This is a genomic window from Bradyrhizobium paxllaeri, from assembly GCF_001693515.2.
Lineage (GTDB): Bacteria > Pseudomonadota > Alphaproteobacteria > Rhizobiales > Xanthobacteraceae > Bradyrhizobium > Bradyrhizobium paxllaeri.
Map to the genome: position 1 here is coordinate 5,930,099 of NZ_CP042968.1, position 16,979 is coordinate 5,947,077.

General features: G+C 60.2%; 16 protein-coding genes and 1 pseudogene. 2 read left to right on the forward strand and 15 right to left on the reverse strand.

Annotation, left to right across the window (positions count from 1 at the left end; translation table 11 throughout):
* Positions 1–146: 146 nt before the first annotated feature.
* From LMTR21_RS28265 to LMTR21_RS41275, 4 genes are all read right to left on the reverse strand, one after another.
* Positions 147–416, reverse strand: a complete 270-nt coding sequence (locus LMTR21_RS28265) for a helix-turn-helix transcriptional regulator (protein WP_065754409.1) — start codon at positions 414–416, stop codon at positions 147–149.
* 134 nt (positions 417–550) lie between these two features.
* The gene (locus LMTR21_RS28270) at positions 551–1,069 is read right to left on the reverse strand and encodes a DUF2285 domain-containing protein (protein WP_246174344.1); all 519 of its coding nucleotides are present in this window, start codon (positions 1,067–1,069) and stop codon (positions 551–553) included.
* Between the two features lie 61 nt (positions 1,070–1,130).
* Positions 1,131–1,325: a transcriptional regulator domain-containing protein gene (locus LMTR21_RS28275; RefSeq protein ID WP_065754407.1), complete on the reverse strand. Its 195-nt coding sequence runs from the start codon at positions 1,323–1,325 to the stop codon at positions 1,131–1,133.
* Between the two features lie 165 nt (positions 1,326–1,490).
* Positions 1,491–1,763 (reverse strand): DUF2285 domain-containing protein, encoded by a 273-nt coding sequence (locus tag LMTR21_RS41275; protein ID WP_065754406.1) that lies wholly within the window; start codon positions 1,761–1,763, stop codon positions 1,491–1,493.
* A gap of 104 nt (positions 1,764–1,867) precedes the next feature.
* On the opposite strand from LMTR21_RS41275, the gene LMTR21_RS28285 reads away from it, so the two are divergent.
* Complete coding sequence (locus tag LMTR21_RS28285) at positions 1,868–2,098, forward strand: helix-turn-helix domain-containing protein (protein WP_065754528.1); 231 nt, start codon at positions 1,868–1,870, stop codon at positions 2,096–2,098.
* 147 nt (positions 2,099–2,245) lie between these two features.
* On the opposite strand, the gene LMTR21_RS28290 is transcribed toward LMTR21_RS28285, so the two are convergent.
* From LMTR21_RS28290 to LMTR21_RS28345, 11 genes and pseudogenes are all read right to left on the reverse strand, one after another.
* Positions 2,246–3,442: a DUF932 domain-containing protein gene (locus tag LMTR21_RS28290; protein ID WP_065754405.1), complete on the reverse strand. Its 1,197-nt coding sequence runs from the start codon at positions 3,440–3,442 to the stop codon at positions 2,246–2,248.
* A gap of 361 nt (positions 3,443–3,803) precedes the next feature.
* Positions 3,804–4,115, reverse strand: a complete 312-nt coding sequence (locus tag LMTR21_RS28295; protein ID WP_065754403.1) for a DUF736 domain-containing protein — start codon at positions 4,113–4,115, stop codon at positions 3,804–3,806.
* Positions 4,116–5,234: 1,119 nt separating this feature from the next.
* Positions 5,235–5,432, reverse strand: coding sequence for a hypothetical protein (locus LMTR21_RS40620; protein WP_065754401.1), 198 nt, complete (start codon positions 5,430–5,432; stop codon positions 5,235–5,237).
* A 131-nt stretch (positions 5,433–5,563) separates the two neighbouring features.
* Positions 5,564–6,148: a thermonuclease family protein gene (locus LMTR21_RS28305; protein WP_084030759.1), complete on the reverse strand. Its 585-nt coding sequence runs from the start codon at positions 6,146–6,148 to the stop codon at positions 5,564–5,566.
* A gap of 92 nt (positions 6,149–6,240) precedes the next feature.
* A complete protein-coding gene (locus tag LMTR21_RS28310) occupies positions 6,241–6,936 on the reverse strand; it encodes an RES family NAD+ phosphorylase (RefSeq protein ID WP_065754400.1) in 696 nt (231 codons plus the stop codon).
* A complete protein-coding gene (locus LMTR21_RS41280) occupies positions 6,937–7,380 on the reverse strand; it encodes a DUF2384 domain-containing protein (RefSeq protein ID WP_065754399.1) in 444 nt (147 codons plus the stop codon). It abuts the gene before it with no gap.
* 533 nt (positions 7,381–7,913) lie between these two features.
* A complete protein-coding gene (locus LMTR21_RS28320) occupies positions 7,914–8,852 on the reverse strand; it encodes a DUF2493 domain-containing protein (protein WP_065754526.1) in 939 nt (312 codons plus the stop codon).
* Positions 8,853–9,185: 333 nt separating this feature from the next.
* Positions 9,186–10,226, reverse strand: coding sequence for a DUF7146 domain-containing protein (locus LMTR21_RS28325; RefSeq protein WP_065754398.1), 1,041 nt, complete (start codon positions 10,224–10,226; stop codon positions 9,186–9,188).
* Positions 10,227–10,269: 43 nt separating this feature from the next.
* Positions 10,270–10,749: pseudogene (locus tag LMTR21_RS28330) on the reverse strand (ParB/RepB/Spo0J family partition protein); the annotation flags it as partial.
* A 473-nt stretch (positions 10,750–11,222) separates the two neighbouring features.
* On the reverse strand, positions 11,223–12,503 hold the full coding sequence (locus tag LMTR21_RS28340; protein WP_065754396.1) for a type II toxin-antitoxin system HipA family toxin: 1,281 nt from the start codon (positions 12,501–12,503) through the stop codon (positions 11,223–11,225).
* Positions 12,493–12,828, reverse strand: a complete 336-nt coding sequence (locus tag LMTR21_RS28345) for a helix-turn-helix transcriptional regulator (protein WP_065754395.1) — start codon at positions 12,826–12,828, stop codon at positions 12,493–12,495. The genes LMTR21_RS28340 and LMTR21_RS28345 overlap by 11 nt, the downstream gene beginning before the upstream one ends.
* Positions 12,829–13,903: 1,075 nt before the next feature.
* On the opposite strand from LMTR21_RS28345, the gene LMTR21_RS28350 reads away from it, so the two are divergent.
* The gene (locus LMTR21_RS28350) at positions 13,904–15,766 is read left to right on the forward strand and encodes a reverse transcriptase domain-containing protein (protein ID WP_065754394.1); all 1,863 of its coding nucleotides are present in this window, start codon (positions 13,904–13,906) and stop codon (positions 15,764–15,766) included.
* Positions 15,767–16,979 lie beyond the last annotated feature (1,213 nt).

Sequence of the window (16,979 nt, forward strand, 5' to 3'; positions counted from 1 at the left end):
TGTCCCCCCGCATTAGAGATGAGATCGCGCCTGCGAAGTCTCTGGAACGGCGTGGGCGCGAGATCGCCGGGCAGTGCCGAAAGAGCTCAAGCTGGTCGCGCTCGGAATTGGGCTTGCGCCGCATGGTCACTACTCTCACGCGGCGATCAGCGACGTTCCTGCCCCGCATACGGGCGCTTCTTGGCCGGCAGCACAGTCCCTTTGCCGGGATCGGATGTCGACGTTTTGGCGCCGAGATCAGCCCAGGCTTTCAAATCGTCCAGCGCATAGACGACACGGCCGCCAATCTTGCGATATGTCGGTCCAGTGCCGTAGGTGCGGTGCTTCTCGAGCGTGCGACCGGAGAGGCCGAGATAACGCGCGGCTTCCGGTGTGCGCAGGAAGCGCGGGGGTAGACCGGCCAACGGATCGGACATTGGAAAGCTCCAGGGTGACAGCGCACTGATGATGGGGGCGCCGGAGTGAGTGCGGTCATCATGGAGAAGCGCGGCTTCGGAGGGGGATGCCGAAGATCAAGGGGTCGATTTTCGATACCCCCAAGCGGATGGTGCTATCTGTCCCGGCGCCTGGGCCGCAGGAGCTGACGATAGCCGCCGCGCACCAGCGCGAGGCCACGCTGCACCAGACGGATGGTCCGATTGCGCAGGTCGTGGGTTTTCCAGGCACGATCTGGGATGCGCTTCTTGCCGAACACCGCTTCGGCGATGGCGCGATATGTACTGCCGGCACTTTGTGCATCGAGCGCGCGAATAGCCTCGCTCAGGCGTTCGCGCCTTTGTTTTGAGAGATCACGGAACGCAGGCCCTGCCGTGCGCCCGTTCATCGCGCGCCACAGCCGTCGTGCAGCATAGGCGCGTTCCTCGAAATCGCCGTCGAACGGCAGTTCGGCAATATAGCGAGCGCCGACAGCCGGCGGCTCTCGCAACCAGACGCGGTGTTCAACCGCACCAAAACGAAGCACCGCGTGCCAGCCGTCGCTTGCACGGCGAACCTGGCCAGCCGCGAGATCGAGTAACGGCTGAGACGCTGCGGCAGCGCTGCGCGGTGACGCGGTCACTGCGACCGGCACGACGGTCGGCAGAACCTCGGGCGCCCAAAAGATACTCTGTTCTGTGAAGGACCTCAGTGGGTCATGGGCGAAAGCAGATGCCCCACCTCCTCCTGAACTCCGGTGTCACTTCGCCATCTGGGCTGCTGGCGATCGTCGCCTCGTAATCGCGTCGGTAGTCCGCGTTACGACGAAGACATTCCCAGGCGATGTCGGTTATCTCTGCATCCTGAAGACTCTTGTAGGATTCCGGCGACCGCCAGTCGAACTCAGGCATTGCTTCCGCCCCATTGCACGCAACTAACAAGGATTGCGTCGCAATAATTACGAACGACGGAGTCGTAGGAAGACCCTAATTTGGCACCACGTGGTGCTCTCAGGTGACCACGCGCCGGCAGGAGAAGAAGATTCCAAAATCGACGACTCGGCCGATGAACTTCTTCTAATTTGATCCAGTGCCGCGCAAGAGACGTCCCTGTTCGGTCATCCACTTAGCGCGCGAAAGATGGCTCTGGAATGCATTCCGCGCGCGGTCCGGCTCGCGATCCGGATCGATATGCAAGACCACACGAGCGACTTCCCGCCAGTCCGCGCCTTCGCTGTCGGCCTGCAGAAGGCGAATGTACGTGACGACATGCTGTTCGTCATAGGACGTCAACGCCGGATCCCTTGGAGCTAGATCGGCAACATCTGGATCACGTGGCGGCGTCTGCATGGTGTTACGCTTCGCGGAATTTGCTCTAGTGACGGTTCGTGTAACCGCACTTTGTTAAGTATATCGAGGTGCAATATACTGAGCAAGCGGCGACCTTGCACCGCATGGATTTGCGGGAGACATTCGCCACCAATTTGCGTCGTCTACGCAACGCGAGGGGATGGTCTCAAGACGAACTTGCTTGGGAAGCTGAGATAAGCCGGAGCTATCTGAGCCAGCTTGAAAAGGGCGTGTACTACGTCAGCATAAAGGTCATTGGTCGCCTTGCCGACAAGCTCAACGTCGAGCCTGACGAATTCCTAAGGCGGACTGCAAAGAGAGGTCGCGCCAAATAAGCGCGCCTTCCGCGAGCCGGCCGTAGGCCGGCGAGCCCTGGACGCGGACACGCGTCACCGCCGCCGATCCGGCTTGCCGGATCGGCGGCGGCGCATCAGGTCGTCTGGCAAGCCGCGCAACCGTTCCCGATTGCGCGGCTCACGGTGTCAGATTGCGCGCTCCATCAAGCGCTTTGCTTTTCCTTCCAGTTCCAGACGCGCATCCTGATGAGCCTTACCGCGGGCAAACGCGGTAATGCCCTGCACGAAATCGAAGATGCTTTCGGGTTTGCGGTGTTCTTCGCCCAAGACGGTCTCGATGATTTTCGACGTCTCGGACTTGGAAAACCCGCTCTTGCGGAGGAAGGTCTCTCGGTCCTCGTCCGTGCGGGCAACAATCCGCTCCCGCGCGGCCTTGATCCCGGCAATGAAAGGGGCCGGTGACGAGTTGGCGAAGCTTGTCAGCGCGGGCGCTGCCTCATGCGCGAAGCGCTGACCTGCGAATTTCGAATGGCGGATTGTGATTTCCTCGAAATTCTCCACGCCCCAGAGATTGCGGTTCATGCAGACGGCGCGGAGATAGAAGCTGGCAATGCCCAGCGTCTTGCTGCCGACTTCGCTGTTCCAGCAATAAAATCCCCGGAAATACAAATCCGGCGATCCATCCGACAGGCGCCCCGCCTCGATCGGGTTGGTGTCGTCGACCAGAAACAGAAACACGTCGCGATCGCTGGCGTAGAGCGTCGTGGTGTCCTTGGTCACGTCCACAAAGGGATTGTGGGTCATGGTCGCCCAGTCCATCACGCCTGGAACTTTCCACCGGGTGTCGCCCGTGCCGTTGCCCGCGATCTTCATGACGGCGGCGACTAGTTCGTGGTCCCAGATGCGGCCATAGTCCGGCCCGGTCACGGCGCGAAGTTCGACCCGTCCGTTATCGGCTTCCAGCGTCTTCACGAGCTCGGCGCGATGTGACAACAAGCCGTGTTGCAGGTTGATGGCCGATAGGGCTGCGGGAAGCTGCCGCAGATAGGATGTCGGCGCACCGACGAGCGTACACAATTGGCCGAAGCTCCAATGGGTCGGCGCCACCGGTTCGTCACGTCCCGGCACCATCAGCGCCAGCCGCTCGGAATTCTCCCGGTTCGCCTCCACCCGGATCGCCCGGCTTTCCACTGTTCGCGTCTGCGCCCGCTCGGCCCGGCCTCGCACCGCCTTATAGAGGTCCGGCAGGTTCAAATACCGCTCGTCGTCCGGCCGCGAGAACCATTCGGACGACACGCGGCTATTCCTTTGGCCTCGCGACACATCAACGCGAAAGCCGCCGGAATGTGGTTGATCGTTCTGAGGCTGAGTCATCATGTTCATGGTCGTTCTCCTATGGGCTGAGGTTGAAGCGCAGCGCTGCGCTGCAACCCTGCCCGTCGGCGAGACCTGGGGTAGCAAGGGCAAGGGCGGCTGGACGCGGAGGGGGATCACCCGCCTGACAAGGGCGCGCGGAAGCGCGCGTCTGCACGCGCCTGACGACGTCGTCGTCATGAAGATCCTTTGCGCGGAAGACCGGGGAAACCCGTCCGGCCGGCACGCATGGCGTGCTTCACCCTTGCCGGCGCGAGGGCGGAGCCCTTAGCAATCTCTTCAAAAAGAAAATGCTCTTCTTCCTGTAAAGCCGCGCAAGAAAAGCAAAAAGCCCCGCCTCCGAGGAGGCGGGGCCGATGGTCCTGGGAGATCAGTCGCCGTTGCGGCGGGACCAGATCAGGGTGAAGCCCTCGTCGCCCTCGACCTTCACCAGCGAGGCGTAGATCGGGGCCGGGAAGCTCGGATCGTCGAGCTTGACCGAGAGGTATTCGCGATCGCTGTCGCGGGCGGTCTTCTTCCAGGCGGCGCCGAACTCAGTGACACCGGCGAAGATGCGGTAGTCGGGCGCCTTGTCGTTTTCCTTCTCGGTTGCGGCGAACCTGGTCTTGATGTTCAGCGTCAGCGTCTTGATCGAGCCGATGTAGCCGTTGTGCGAAGCGGTGAAGGTGCCGATGGTAGCCATGGTAGTCTCCGTTTGTTGCTCGGGCCGCGCCCATCGCGGCCTCGATGGCGATCCTTGGCCCGGGGAGCGATCGGCCCGCAGCCTTCAGGCCCGCAGCGCCAGCGGAGGACGGCGATAGCCTGCTTTTTTGTTTTCCCGCGACGAATGCCGCCCCTTCGCGGCAGGGGAAAAAAGCAGGCGCAGCCGTTGCGGGAAGGCGATCGAGGCCTTGGCCGTCCCTCGGGCCTGATCAGCCCATTCGAGGTTGCGTTGGACGCGAGCCATGAACGAACTGAACGGAGACAACCATGGCGGCCGACACCGACGCAGCACAAGGAAACAGCTGGATCTATCGGACACATGCTGACGGCGGCGCGTCCACGGCAAGGAAGACGCATCCCGGCAAACGCTAACGCCCCCTCATCGCATTCCCGCGTGCCGGGGGGAGCGGCCGGAGTGATCCGCCAGATAGTGATCACAATGCTCCAGTCAGCACGCGATCAAAGCGTCCGGCCTCTTCGCTTGCTGCTGATCGACGAGCACGACACCAACGTCCCTTGGTCCGCCGCAGATGGTGTAGATCAGAGTGATCGAGGTCTCGATCATGGTGGGTTTTCATGCGGCGATCGCCGCTGTGCGCGAAAAGAAGCGGCCGCGCGCCGGTCAGGCGCGGGGCCGAAATTTTGGAACTCGCCGGGGCCGCTCGCGCGGCCCCGGCTCGATCCTCACTCTGCGGCCTGCGAATAGTCGCCGCCGCCTTGCGGATCATCGAGCGCGAGGGGCGGCGCCCCTTGGTTCACTTCCGCAAGGATGCGAATTGTCGTGCCAATGCAAGCAAGACCACTAGGCGGAAGTTCGAACGACAAAGGCAGCCGTAGGAGCGTCAGCATAGCGCCGCCACTTGGCGGGACGCGGGACCGACTGCAGTCGCGAGACCGGTTAAGAAGGCACCCGAACGCGGGACAGTGATAGCGACGCCGGCATGCAATGACGGCGGGGCACGCGAGCGAGTGCCTCCGGCGAGCGACACATTATTCGGGCGCGAGGGATCGAGCCGGATGGCCGGGACGCCATGCGGCTCGATTCACGAAAGCCCGCTGCGGCGACAGCCGTACGCGCAAAAAAATATCTAAGTAAAATTCAAGCCCGCGGAAGCTGGACGTCCTCTCTGGCTCTGGTCAAAGCGTCGTAGATCCTGACCTGAAGCATGGGAAAGCGCTTTTTCAGCTCTTCCGCTCCGGCGCGCGCGCCGTCTCTGGTCGCAAATTCGGCCTTGAATCGGCCGTCAACTTCGAGCGCATAACCAGAAGCTGGCAGTTCACGAGTGGCTACGACCATTTTGTTCCTTTGGCTCGTTGGTCGATCAATGACGACTGCTTAATCTGAGTCGCCCGGAGCAGGCCAGCGTGCGGCCACACTTGCGAAAGCGAAGATCCAACGCGAATCGCTGCCGGCATGCAGAATGTTGGTCACGGATGCGCATTCGAGCCATCCGAGCAGCTAGCCGGGCGACCGCCCAGCCGGATGCATGCGCGATAGAGCCAAGGTGCGACATAGCTGCCCGCCCATATCCCGCGTCCGGCGTGCTCGGCAGCGTGCTGCGCGGCACCGTATTGCCCCCTCGAATATTGGGGCCAATCGAGCGCGAGGCCATTCCGAACCAGCCACTCTCCGAGGTCGATGCGACTGACGAAACATTTTGCCACCGTTCGTCCGTATTGATCATGGGAAACGGGCTCACAATTCACCGGTCGCCGCGCGATGAAGGCGTCAAGATCGCTCGCGGCCTTTGCACCACATCGATACAGATTGCTGTCGGAACCGCGGCAGAGCTGAGTGCTTTCCGGCGCGTCGATTCCCCAGAGGCGAACGCGAGTACCGTGAATTTCCAGCGTGTCGCCGTCGAGGATGCTGGCCCGCCCCGTCAATTCGCTGGGTAACGCGACCGCGCTTGAAGCGAGAACGATCAATGTCGCGAACAAACCAGTGCTTGCGCTCGTCCTAATGCCGATCACGCTCTCTCCCGGATACCAAGCTTCGCCGTCCGCAGCCATTGCGATGTTCGCATACCCGGTGCCACTCTCACGCCAGCGCCAAGAGGCAGGACAGAGCCGCGGCTGACGAGCCTCGGGCCAAGCAAGGCGCCCTATTGACCTTGGCGAGTTATGACCGGCTGCGGCGCACCCTGCCATTCAAGACGCCAAATGCCGCCTTGCCGCAGATTCTGGACAAGGTCGGGACGAAAGCAGGCGAGACAGGTGCCTCCAGCGTGGCGAACCGAGGGATAGATAATTCCGTTACTCGAATGATCGATACGCAAGTGTCGAGCCAGGGTCTGGCCTGCAGGATAGGCAATTGCGGGGTCCTTATTCAGGACCGGGTCGAGTTCGACGTCTACGCCACGCAAATCGTGAAACGAGCCGAAAAAATCGGCAATGAGTTCGGCGTAGTCGGTGACATTTTCGAAGCGCCCAACGGCCTCAAGCTCGCGCGTCAGGTGATAGGAGACCTCGCCAATCGCAGTATCGGCATCGAAGGCGCAATACCAGGCACCTCGGTCGTCGTCATTGAAACGATTGCCACCTGGGCGCGTATGCGTGAATGCAGCGTTGATGAACGTAAATCCGGCCCGGCCAAACACGAGTTCGCGCGGATCGAGCTGCGGAAGCCCTGTCTCCTGCGCGACCAAGCGGCCGTTTGTAGCACTCTCGAGCGCTGCCAGATCTTCAAGCGCACCGTGATTGGCAGCAAGCGGAAGCAACACCGGGTCTTTGAGCCGACCGGTTGAGATCAGCCGCACGGTGTCGCGCTGTGTCAGGTTGAACGTTGGTAGCTGGGACATTCATAACCCGCCACGCAGTGCGTCAATATGTCGACGCACTTCCAGCATCTTCGGAATGCCGCCTTCTATCATCGTATCAAGTGGACGTCGGCCGCCATAGAGCGGTCCCTTGTTGGGTAGCCGCACCCATTCGTCCGACAACGGCTCGGAAAATAGCAAACGGAGGCCTTTGAAGATGCCGACAAGTGCACTGATCCTGGTCAGCGTGTCCTGCGATAGCGTGCCAGACCACTCACCTTTTTTCATGCGGAACCAAGTTCGTTCCGACACGTCGCCGAGCAGCGCGCAGACCTCGGGCCCTGTTAGACGCCAGATTTCGGTCAGACGAACCATGCCGTCGACCGCAGACGGCGTCAGTCGTTCACGTGTGGAAGCATCCGAGAGATTCGGCGCTGATTGCGTCATCCCTGGGTCTATCACCGATCTAATAGCTGCCTGATTCATCGGAACGCTTCCGTCATTTGGCAGACAATATACTGCCAATTGGCAGTTATTTCAAGCTTGGGCCTCCAGATTAGTAAGCCACTGATAAGAAAGAGGATTATCTGGCTCAGCGTCAGACAGTTTCGGGGTAGCCAGGGCTCAAAGGCTAACGGCAACACACGCTAAGATTGAATATTACCTGATGCACGCTCTTCTGGCGGCCGGCACCAACTGGGGCCTTTTCCGATTCGATACGCGTAGATCCCGGTGGTCATGCAGACAAAGAACGGCAACGCATAGATTGCCAGTGCAAACAGTGCCCACAGACGGCACCGAACCCGGCGATATTGAGACGAATACCAATGATGATGATCATGGTGATGGTCCCGTGACAGATATCTCGCGGGTTACGCCACCACCACGGCGCGCCCAGTATGGCCGCGCCGTCGGGGTGACGAGAGTAGCGATTTGCCGACAGCGCAGATTCGCTGCGTTGAATTTTCGCTGCGCATCTGGCCCGGGCGGAAATGTACCTTTGTCGGGAATGGCGGCGCTCACGCGCCGCCATTCCCGAACTTCCAGACAGGGATGCCGAGCTTACGCGCCTTGTCGGCGAGATTGTCCTGGATACCGGTACCAGGGAATACCATGACCCCAACGGGCAAGACGTCGAGCATCTGATCGTTACGCTTGAAGGGCGCGGCCTTGGCGTGTCGGGTCCAGTCCGGCTTGAAAGCGATCTGTGTTACCTTGCGGTGATCTGCCCATCGGGCAGCGATGCGCTCGGCCCCCGTTGGCGAGCCGCCGTGCAGGAGGACCATGTCAGGATATTTGGCACGGACCTTGTCGAGAGTGTTCCAGATCAGGCGATGATCGTTGCAATCGAGTCCTCCGGTAAAGGCGATCTTCGTGCCTGCGGGCGTCAGCGGCTCGAGCGCAATGCGACGCTTGGCGGCGAGAAAGTCGCGGCTATCAATCATAGCCGAGGTCAGCGTGCCGTGACTTATCAAAGATCCCGAGCGTGGTCGCCAGGCTGATCCGGTGTGGCGTTCGAATTGCCCGGCGGCCTCATCGCGGAAGAACTCTATGGCGTTGCGACGTTCGATCAGAGTCATGCCCTCTGCGATCAGGCGTTCCAACTCGACCGAGCGGATTTCCGAACCGTCCTGATCCTTCTGGCTCCGCTTCTGCGCTATTTCATTGCCATCGAGCTCGCGTTCGATCCGCTCAGTGGCGCGGTGGAAGATATTCACGCTCGACCACAGGAGGTTTTCGAGATCGGGTTCGAGGCGGGTCTCTCCGAGTGTCGCGATCAGGGCGTCGAAGATATCGGCGACGGCGTTGGCAATGGTGCGCGCCTCCGGCAGCGGTCTCGGATCGGCTTCGTCCTGGAAGGGGCGATAGCCATGAAGCTGGAGTTCGGTGAGAACGTGATCGGTCGGGGATGTTGTGAGCGCAGGATCGTAGTCCTGTTCGTCGCGATTGGTCGTCATGGCGTGTTCCTTTGTCGGATCGGCCGCGACCATCGCGGCCTTCGTGGCGACGAAAGGCGGCGGGCGGACCGGACCTGCACCGCTGAGCTGGGCGAAGCGGCCGAAGCGGAGCGAAGGATGGTGGCGGCCGGCTATTTTGTATCGCGATGTAAAGCGTCAGTAAGGACGCGACGGAAAATAGCCGGCCGCCACCATTGCGTGGCCGGTTCGCTTGCCGCAGGGTCGCCCTCTCAGAAGGCCAGGGCTGCGGCCTCTCCGACACACTCGGCGAAACGCTCGCGGGCCCGGTCGAGCGAACCCGGAAAGCGACGCGCACCTTTCTCTGGCGGCGTCTCACCGCTTCACGAAGCGCGCCACATCTTCCGGAGCAAGTTGCAGCCGCAGGGACTCCCGAAGCGCATCCTTGCCAAATTTCCGGAGATCCTCGTTGAAGTCCTCGCAGCGCGGCGACAGAGGTATCGCTTCGATCCCGTTCGTGCGAGCACGTGCGGCCAATCTTTCCAGCGCTCCATCCCCGGCAGAATCGCGGTCGCGAACGATGTAAAGACGGCGCAGACCCACGGCGAAAAGGATGGCTGCCAGATGAGCCGCCGACAGTGCGGCGACCATCGGCATGGCCGGCAAGATGCAACGGAGCGACAATATGGTTTCGATCCCCTCCCCAGCCGCCATGACGTCATCCGCGATACCGAAGCGGACGGCGTGACCAAGAAGATGGCCCATCGCGCGTCGTGGTGAGTCGATCGGCGCTTTGCCGTTGGCCGAACGGTCGAACCCTTCAGGATTGAGGTAGGTGCGATGCACGCCGGTGATCCGACCGTCGAGATCGGTCACCGCCGCGATCATCGCGGGGTAGGTCTCGGACGGTTCAGAAGGGCGCGGACGATAGTAGCAGCGCGGATTGAATCGAAGGCTTTCGTTGCCGGGAAGGACAGTGATGCCGCGGGCATGCAGATAAGTCTCTACTATCGTGCCCTTGATCGGATGCGAGATCGCGAATAGCCGCCGTGCCGATTCCGGCGAGCCGGTTGCTGACGCACGTGGCTGGCGCTTCGAATCCGGCTCAGGTCGCGGAAGCCTGAGGAACCGTCGTGCTTCGGCTGCGACCTCGCGGAAATCGACGAGGCCGCAACTTTCTCGAATGATGTCGAGCAAATCGCCATGCTCGCCGGTGGCAGCATCGGTCCATTTGCCGACGACGCGTTTACCGGACACGCCTGACAGGCGTACGAACATCGACCGACCGGCCGTGTTCCTGACATCACCAACCTGCCAGTAGCTTCCTACCCGTCGCCCATTGGAAAGATAGTGACGGCACACCGCCTCGGCCTCGCGCGCCAGACGATCTGCCAGCTCCGTTGCATCGCACGGCATCTTACACCCCCGTGCGATCGGAGATATGTGAGAGCGGATAGCGCGCCAGGCGCAGGCGCTGCTTGACGATTGCCGGCGTCACGAAATGTCGGGCGGCAATCTCCTCTTCGCTCATGCCGCCATCACGGCGGGTCTGGAACGCGCGGAACTGGTCGAGCGGATGTAGGCCGATACGCTGGTCCTTTTCGGCGAGGGAGCCATCCTCGGCAACGCCGTCATTCCTGACCACGCAGGGCCCCGGTTGGGTCTTCGCCATCCGCTTCTGCTTCACCAGGAATTCTAGAGCACGGTACCGCCGACCTCCAGCGGGCACTTCGAACATGCCGGTTCGCAGACCATCGGTATCGACGACAGCGCGAACACTGAGGCTTTGCAATAAGGTGCGGTTCGCGATGCCCTTGGCCAGTTGCGCAATCGAGATGCCGGCCTCGACGCGGCGGACGTTGGAATGGCTCAACACCGGCTTGTTGAAGGGAATATCACGGGACGGACTGAGCTTGATCTTCTGAACGGCGCTTGCCATCTCGAATTCTCCGCAGCGGGCGGCCGAGAGCCTCTCTCTCGACCTCCAACCCGCCGCGAAATTCGACTGCCCTCCTCTCACTCTCTGACGCGCCGCGGCCACAGGAGGCCGAAGCATTCGACGGATCCTCAGGCAGCGGCTTCCTCACCATCGGGAGCGGAGTCGATCCTATGAGGCCAGGAATCGGCCACTCTGGATGCAGCGCATGCCGCCCTCACGACCGCGCGGTTGCCCTTGCGCGGTCTCTTGAGCCACAAGCCGGTGTAGTCGGCGTGTCGTACGGTCGGCGCGATTCCAAACGAGGTGCAACGAACGCGGCGCTACTTTCCGTGATTTGACTCGAAGGTGGCCGGCCGACACCTGAACGAAGTCGCTGGCCGCATTAGGTATGCATACTGCACACGCGGAAGCGAGCGCCGACGGAACAATCTGGTCGGGCAGCAGTGAAGCACTTGAAGCAGCGAGATCAGCTTTTAATCGATCAGCTTCGTCAAGGCTTCCGGTGCTTCCAGGAAGGCGTACGGGTTCAAGAACTGTCGGCGCCAGAGGAAGTTCCGATCTACTTTGCTGAGCTTTGCCTCGTCGCATACGGCGGACCAGCGCTGCACGATCATCTTGACTTGTTTGGTTGCAAGTAGGATTGCCTCAGCATTGCTCATCAGAAACAGCGGCGCCGCTTTCAGCCACAGCGCGATTTGGCTCGCACGCTCTTGGCCCATGATCAGCATAGCTTGGGTGGCTTCGCCACCTGTCCGATTTTGCGGACAGATGTCATATGCGGGGGTCAGAGACAGTTCCTTGCCATTCCAGAAAGCCGCGTGATTGCGCGCATGGTCATCGGTATTTCCACAGAGAATGTTGAACAGCATTCGTGCGAAGAGTTCTTTGAGGGTCTCCCTCGGCGCCTGAAATCGGTGACGAATGACCGTCGCGAGTTGCTCATAGCTGGCATAGCGCGCCATGAGTTCATCGAGCTCAAGCAGCGTGAGGGCGGACACCATGGATTTACGGCTCCAGCCGTCTTCCATTTTCAGGCGATCAAAGCGTTCAATAAGAAGGATGTCCCTTCCCGCCGCACGCTCAAGTCTAACCGGCGCCGCAGTCAGGCCGACTTCAGAGGCGAGACGCATGGCGATGTATTCGGCCTTGACCACGCTATAGAGATCGTTCTGCGATGAGAACTTCGCAATAAATTTCCGGTTGCCCGACGTAATCATCGCCTTGGGGCGGGCACCTCCGATCGAGCTACCATGGAGAAGGGCTCGGTCGAGTTCTTCCGTGAGCGGAACTCCCTTTTCGACCAGCGCAGCGGCATTCTGGAGTTCGTGGAGAGGGACCTCAACTCCTTCCCGAGCCGCGTACGCCGCAGAAGATACCTGAAAATCCAAAGCGCCGATGCGGTCTGAGCCGGATTCCAGCAGAAAGGTGAGCTCATCGACATTGCCCGGATCGACATTGTTGCCTTGCGCTCCGAATTTTCGATTAATAATGATCCGGCGCCCCCAAGCGTCAGGAGCCGCATCGCGAATACAGTTCGGCATGCTCAACCCTGCCGTCAGCGACAAGATTCCGCTCCGCAGTGGCAATTCTGGTTCATAGAGCGGGATAGCGTTCTTGCGCGCGAGGTAGCTTCGCCCGTAGTTGAATACGAGTCGCCTGCCGCTCGCCGATAGAAGGCCGGCGACGACAGGCTCTGTTTGATCAGGAAGCCATACCCAGACAAAGGCCTGGGTGTATTTGGCGTCAGAAATCATCGGCGACCTCGACACGTGAACTGCGAACCGATTTCGGCAGCAGCGTCATCAGTTCGCGATTGGTTTCGACGGCCTTGGTCAATGCCGCCTGATCCGTATCGAATAGTCGCACACCGACAAGTGCCGCGACCTCGAAGGCCACACCGATCGTGCATCCGGGATCGCCCGTCTCGATGCGTCGCAGAAGACCGCGCGAAATCCCTACCCGGTCGGTCACATCGACGGCCTTAAGCTTGCGTTCGATACGCGCCTTGCGAATGAGTTGGCCAAGAAGAACCACGGCGTCGGCGGCGTAGGGAGAAATAGGGCGCTGGATTTTCGACATTCCACCCGATCCATAAACAGACCATAATAAGCATTATGACTTATTTATAGATCATTCCTAGGGAATGTCAAGAAACTGTCCATAAACGTTCCATATAATGGTATATGCTCTAATAATGGACCAAAAACGTCCAAGACAAGCATGATCGGGTCCCAAAAGCGCAAACCTGTCACGATAGCCGCTCATCGTATGAAGCCTTGGCGCCCGTGACCTGCGAGAACGCCGTAGCGAAGCGCCGGCCGGAGAAAGAGGCAGCCGCAGGAGCGTCAGCATCGCGCCGACGCGGGAACGCGGCGGGACGCGGGACCGACTGCAGTCGCGAGACCGGTTAACAAGGCACCCGCAGAGGGGCAGTGATAGCGACGCCGGAATGAAATGACGGCGGGCACCGAAGGCGAGTGCCTCCGGCGAGCGACTCATGATTGCGCGAGGGATCGAAGCCGGATGGCGTGCGCCGTTGAGGCGTGGAGAAGAAGGGAGTGTTCGAAAGAATGGAGCCTGCTGGTTATGGCTCTTACTTGCCCGGCTTACCGGTGTCGGAAACGACTGAGACTCCGAAAGGAGAACGGGACCAAAGCATGCCGGGAAACGTCTCGAAATCGGGCGCCGCAGTCCGGTGGAGAGCACAGAGTAAGGTGTGCATGGTGAAAGCTGTATTGCCTGAATCCCAGTTTCCAGTTGCCAAAGGGCTGGCCGTAGCGAACGCGGCTGACACGCTATGCCACGCGGGGCAGATCGCACCGGCCAGTGCGATCTGCCACCAGTCTGCGTGGGACGACCACCATCCGTGGGTCAAGGAGACGAATGGGACACCTAAACACACCGCAACTTCCTACACACGCAACTACGGGATCGCCTGCAGCAGGCTCTTTCAAAGACCTGTATGGCGACGGAGCCGTCATAGTACCCAAATGCCCGGCGTAATGGCCAGGACAGCCACCGCGAGGTGGACGATCATGCGTATAAGGCCGGGTGACCGGACCGAAAGCGCCTCCGATCGGGGGAAGGACGATGCCGCTAATAACGGTATTTGCAGTATGCGTAGAAGAGATTCTTCGACGGAGAGGTTCTGCTGATGCAGGCCGCTACCATCCAGAGAAGAATTGAATCACTGCCGACTTTGTCGCGGTCGGGTAAGCGCGTAAATGGCCTTCACCGCTTGATGAGATCTCCGCATCTCTTCGAGTGGGCCTACGAAAAGGTCTCCCGCAACAAGGGAGCCCTGACGCCCGGTGTAGATGGCAAGACCTTCGACGGCATGTCGCTGGCGAAGCTCGCTGACATCGCCAGGCGCGTAGCCGATGGCACTTATCGCTTCCGGCCAGTCCGGCGGGTCTATATCCCAAAGGACAACGGCAAAACACGACCGCTGGGTATCCCAACGGTGGAAGACCGGCTCGTGCAGGAGGCGGTCAGGATTCTGCTCGAAGCGATCTACGAACCCGTGTTCCTCGATGAGTCGCATGGGTTCCGCCCGAGACGATCCTGTCATACCGCACTCAAGTCCATCAAGAAGACCTGGACGGGCTGCAAGTGGCTGGTCGAAGTGGATGTGCGTGGGTTCTTCGACAACATCGACCATGACATTCTGCTTGGGCTTCTGAAGAAGCGGATCGATGACGATAGGTTCATCGCTCTGATCGAAGGAATGCTCAAAGCAGGTTACATGGAAGATTGGGTCTACGGACGCACTTACAGTGGCACGCCACAGGGCGGTGTTGTCTCGCCCCTGCTCGCCAACATCTATCTGCACGAGCTGGACCAGCACATGCAGACGATGAAGACGGGCTTCGACAAAGGCCGCGACCGACGTCCATTCCCGCGCTATGCGGCGCTGGAACGGCGCGTCCTCAGTCTCCGCCGGAAAATTGAACGGCTCCGCGCCAGCGGCGCGGATCGGGCCGAGATCGACGCGGCACTCGCGGAGATCAAAGCCATTAATAAGGAGAGACGGAAAGTGCCCTCCGTCGATCCGATGGACCCCAACTTCAAAAGGCTCCGCTACTGCCGCTACGCTGACGACTTCCTCATCGGCGTAATCGGGAACATGCGAGAAGCGTGTGAGATCATGGCTTGCGTCGAACAATTCCTGACGCAGAGATTGAAGCTCACCGTGTCGCCCGAGAAAAGCGGGGTCTATGCCGCTTCAAAGGGAGTGACCTTCCTCAGTTATCGCATCTCGACATACACATCCTACGGGGCTGGACGCAAATCCAACCGCACGGGACCGGATGGACGGACATGGCGCGTGGTACGCCGGCCGACCACCGGGAATGTCAGCTTGCGAGTGCCGCGGAAGGAGGTTACCGCGTTCTGCAAGCGACACGGCTATGGCGATCTCGCCAGAAAAACTGGCCGTCCTCGCGAGCAGTTCTTGGTCACCAGCGATGTCGCAACCGTCCTCGCCTATAACTCAGAGTTCCGTGGTTTTGCGAACTACCATTCGTTTGCTGATGACTTCAAGAGCGCCTTGGGACTGTTGGAGCTTGTTGTGTTCCGCAGCCTTGTGAAGACGCTGGCGATGCGACATCGGACGACGAGAGCGAGAACCATGGCACGTCTGTGGAATGGTACGGACTACGAGGTCAAATCCGTGGTCCGTGGAAAGCTTCGTAGCATCAAGCTGTGGAGACTGAAGCATCTGACCCAAACCTACTGGACGAGTCCTGTGGTCGACAACGTCACGGCAGGTGCGTGGTGGGTCAAAAGCCCAAATGATCTGATCGATCGCCTCAACGCTCGCAGATGCGAAGCGTGCGGCGAGACGAAAGGGCCATTTGAGATGCATCACCTCCGCCGCATAGGAGACCTGCGAAGCGGATCGCTGACGGTTTGGAAACGGTCCGGTTGGCGGCGCAAGACCATCGTCCTGTGTCCGTCATGCCGTGTAACCGTGTCCGGTCGAGAGCATGCGCGTATGGAAAGCCGTGTGCATTGAAAAGTGCCCGTACGGTTTGGGGGGAGGCGTAGGGATATCCTCTGCGAGGTGTCCCGCGCCTACCCTACCGAGACGCCTTGCGGCTCGGTGTACGAGAGCCCGGTCCGCGACCAGCGGGCGCGCCCAACGCCGACGGTCGGCACCCCATCGCTTCAATGCGCTATTGAGAATATGGGTCGCGAACAAGCCGGAATCGCAAGCCCGTATGTACAACCATCACAAATGAAGCACGTCTTTGACCGCGAAGCGTGCGTCCGATTGCCACCAAGCGCATGCCACGGTTCCGCGTCTTTCTTAACCAGTTGCAAACAGCGGCATCCGCGGTATCGGCGACCCGTTGCGAGGCATGCCATTCCGACAAAGCGAAGACTTATCGCGGTTTCAATGGAAGAGCGGCGACTTATTTGTCGGATTGAGCACTGATCCCCCAGTGGAATCCCATGACTCTTAATCAGCGGGTCCCAGGTTCGAGCCCTGGTGCGCCCACCATCGCGAACAAGCATCATTCCAGGTTTGTCACTACGACTGCACGGACCGCCGTCCGGCCAATTTGCACGCTATGCCAGCCGACGCCACCATCAGATTCTGGCTCCCCTTTTTCCATCAAGCCTTCTCGTTTTCCATATCAAGGGGTCGGGCGACAGAAGGCGTGAAAGCATGCACGAAGGGATCGATCGCGAGCTGAAGTATCTGGATCCGTACTTTCTGAATCTACGGCAGCACCTCATCGAACGAATAAGCGGTTCGTCGGCGCCACTCATTCTTGGTCTCAACGATTGACGCATACCGACGAACTGCCGCTCATGCCGCCACGCCCTGCCCTTCCTGCGCGTTATCCACCTGTTGGCATATGGCCTGCACTCATGCGCGCCGATATGGCGGCCGCCTACCTAGACTACCGCGACACCGGCGAGCTCGCACGTGCCGTGGTGCGCGGGGAAGCACCACCTCCAACCGGCTATTATCGAATTGGGCGATCTCGACAGCCAGTTTGGTCTAAGGCCGTTATCGATAACCTCACGACGCCAGCCAAGCCTAAGGATCTAGACAGATTGGAAAGAAAGAATTTGGCCTCCCTAGTATGAAACTACTCGTCACAGAATCGAAGCTTCCTCGCTACTTCCGCCGAAAATCATTGAAGGGCGGTCAGTGGGCATACTTCTTTGAGCCGCCGACTTGGGCCCGCAGACAGGGCTGTCACGTCAGGGCTGAA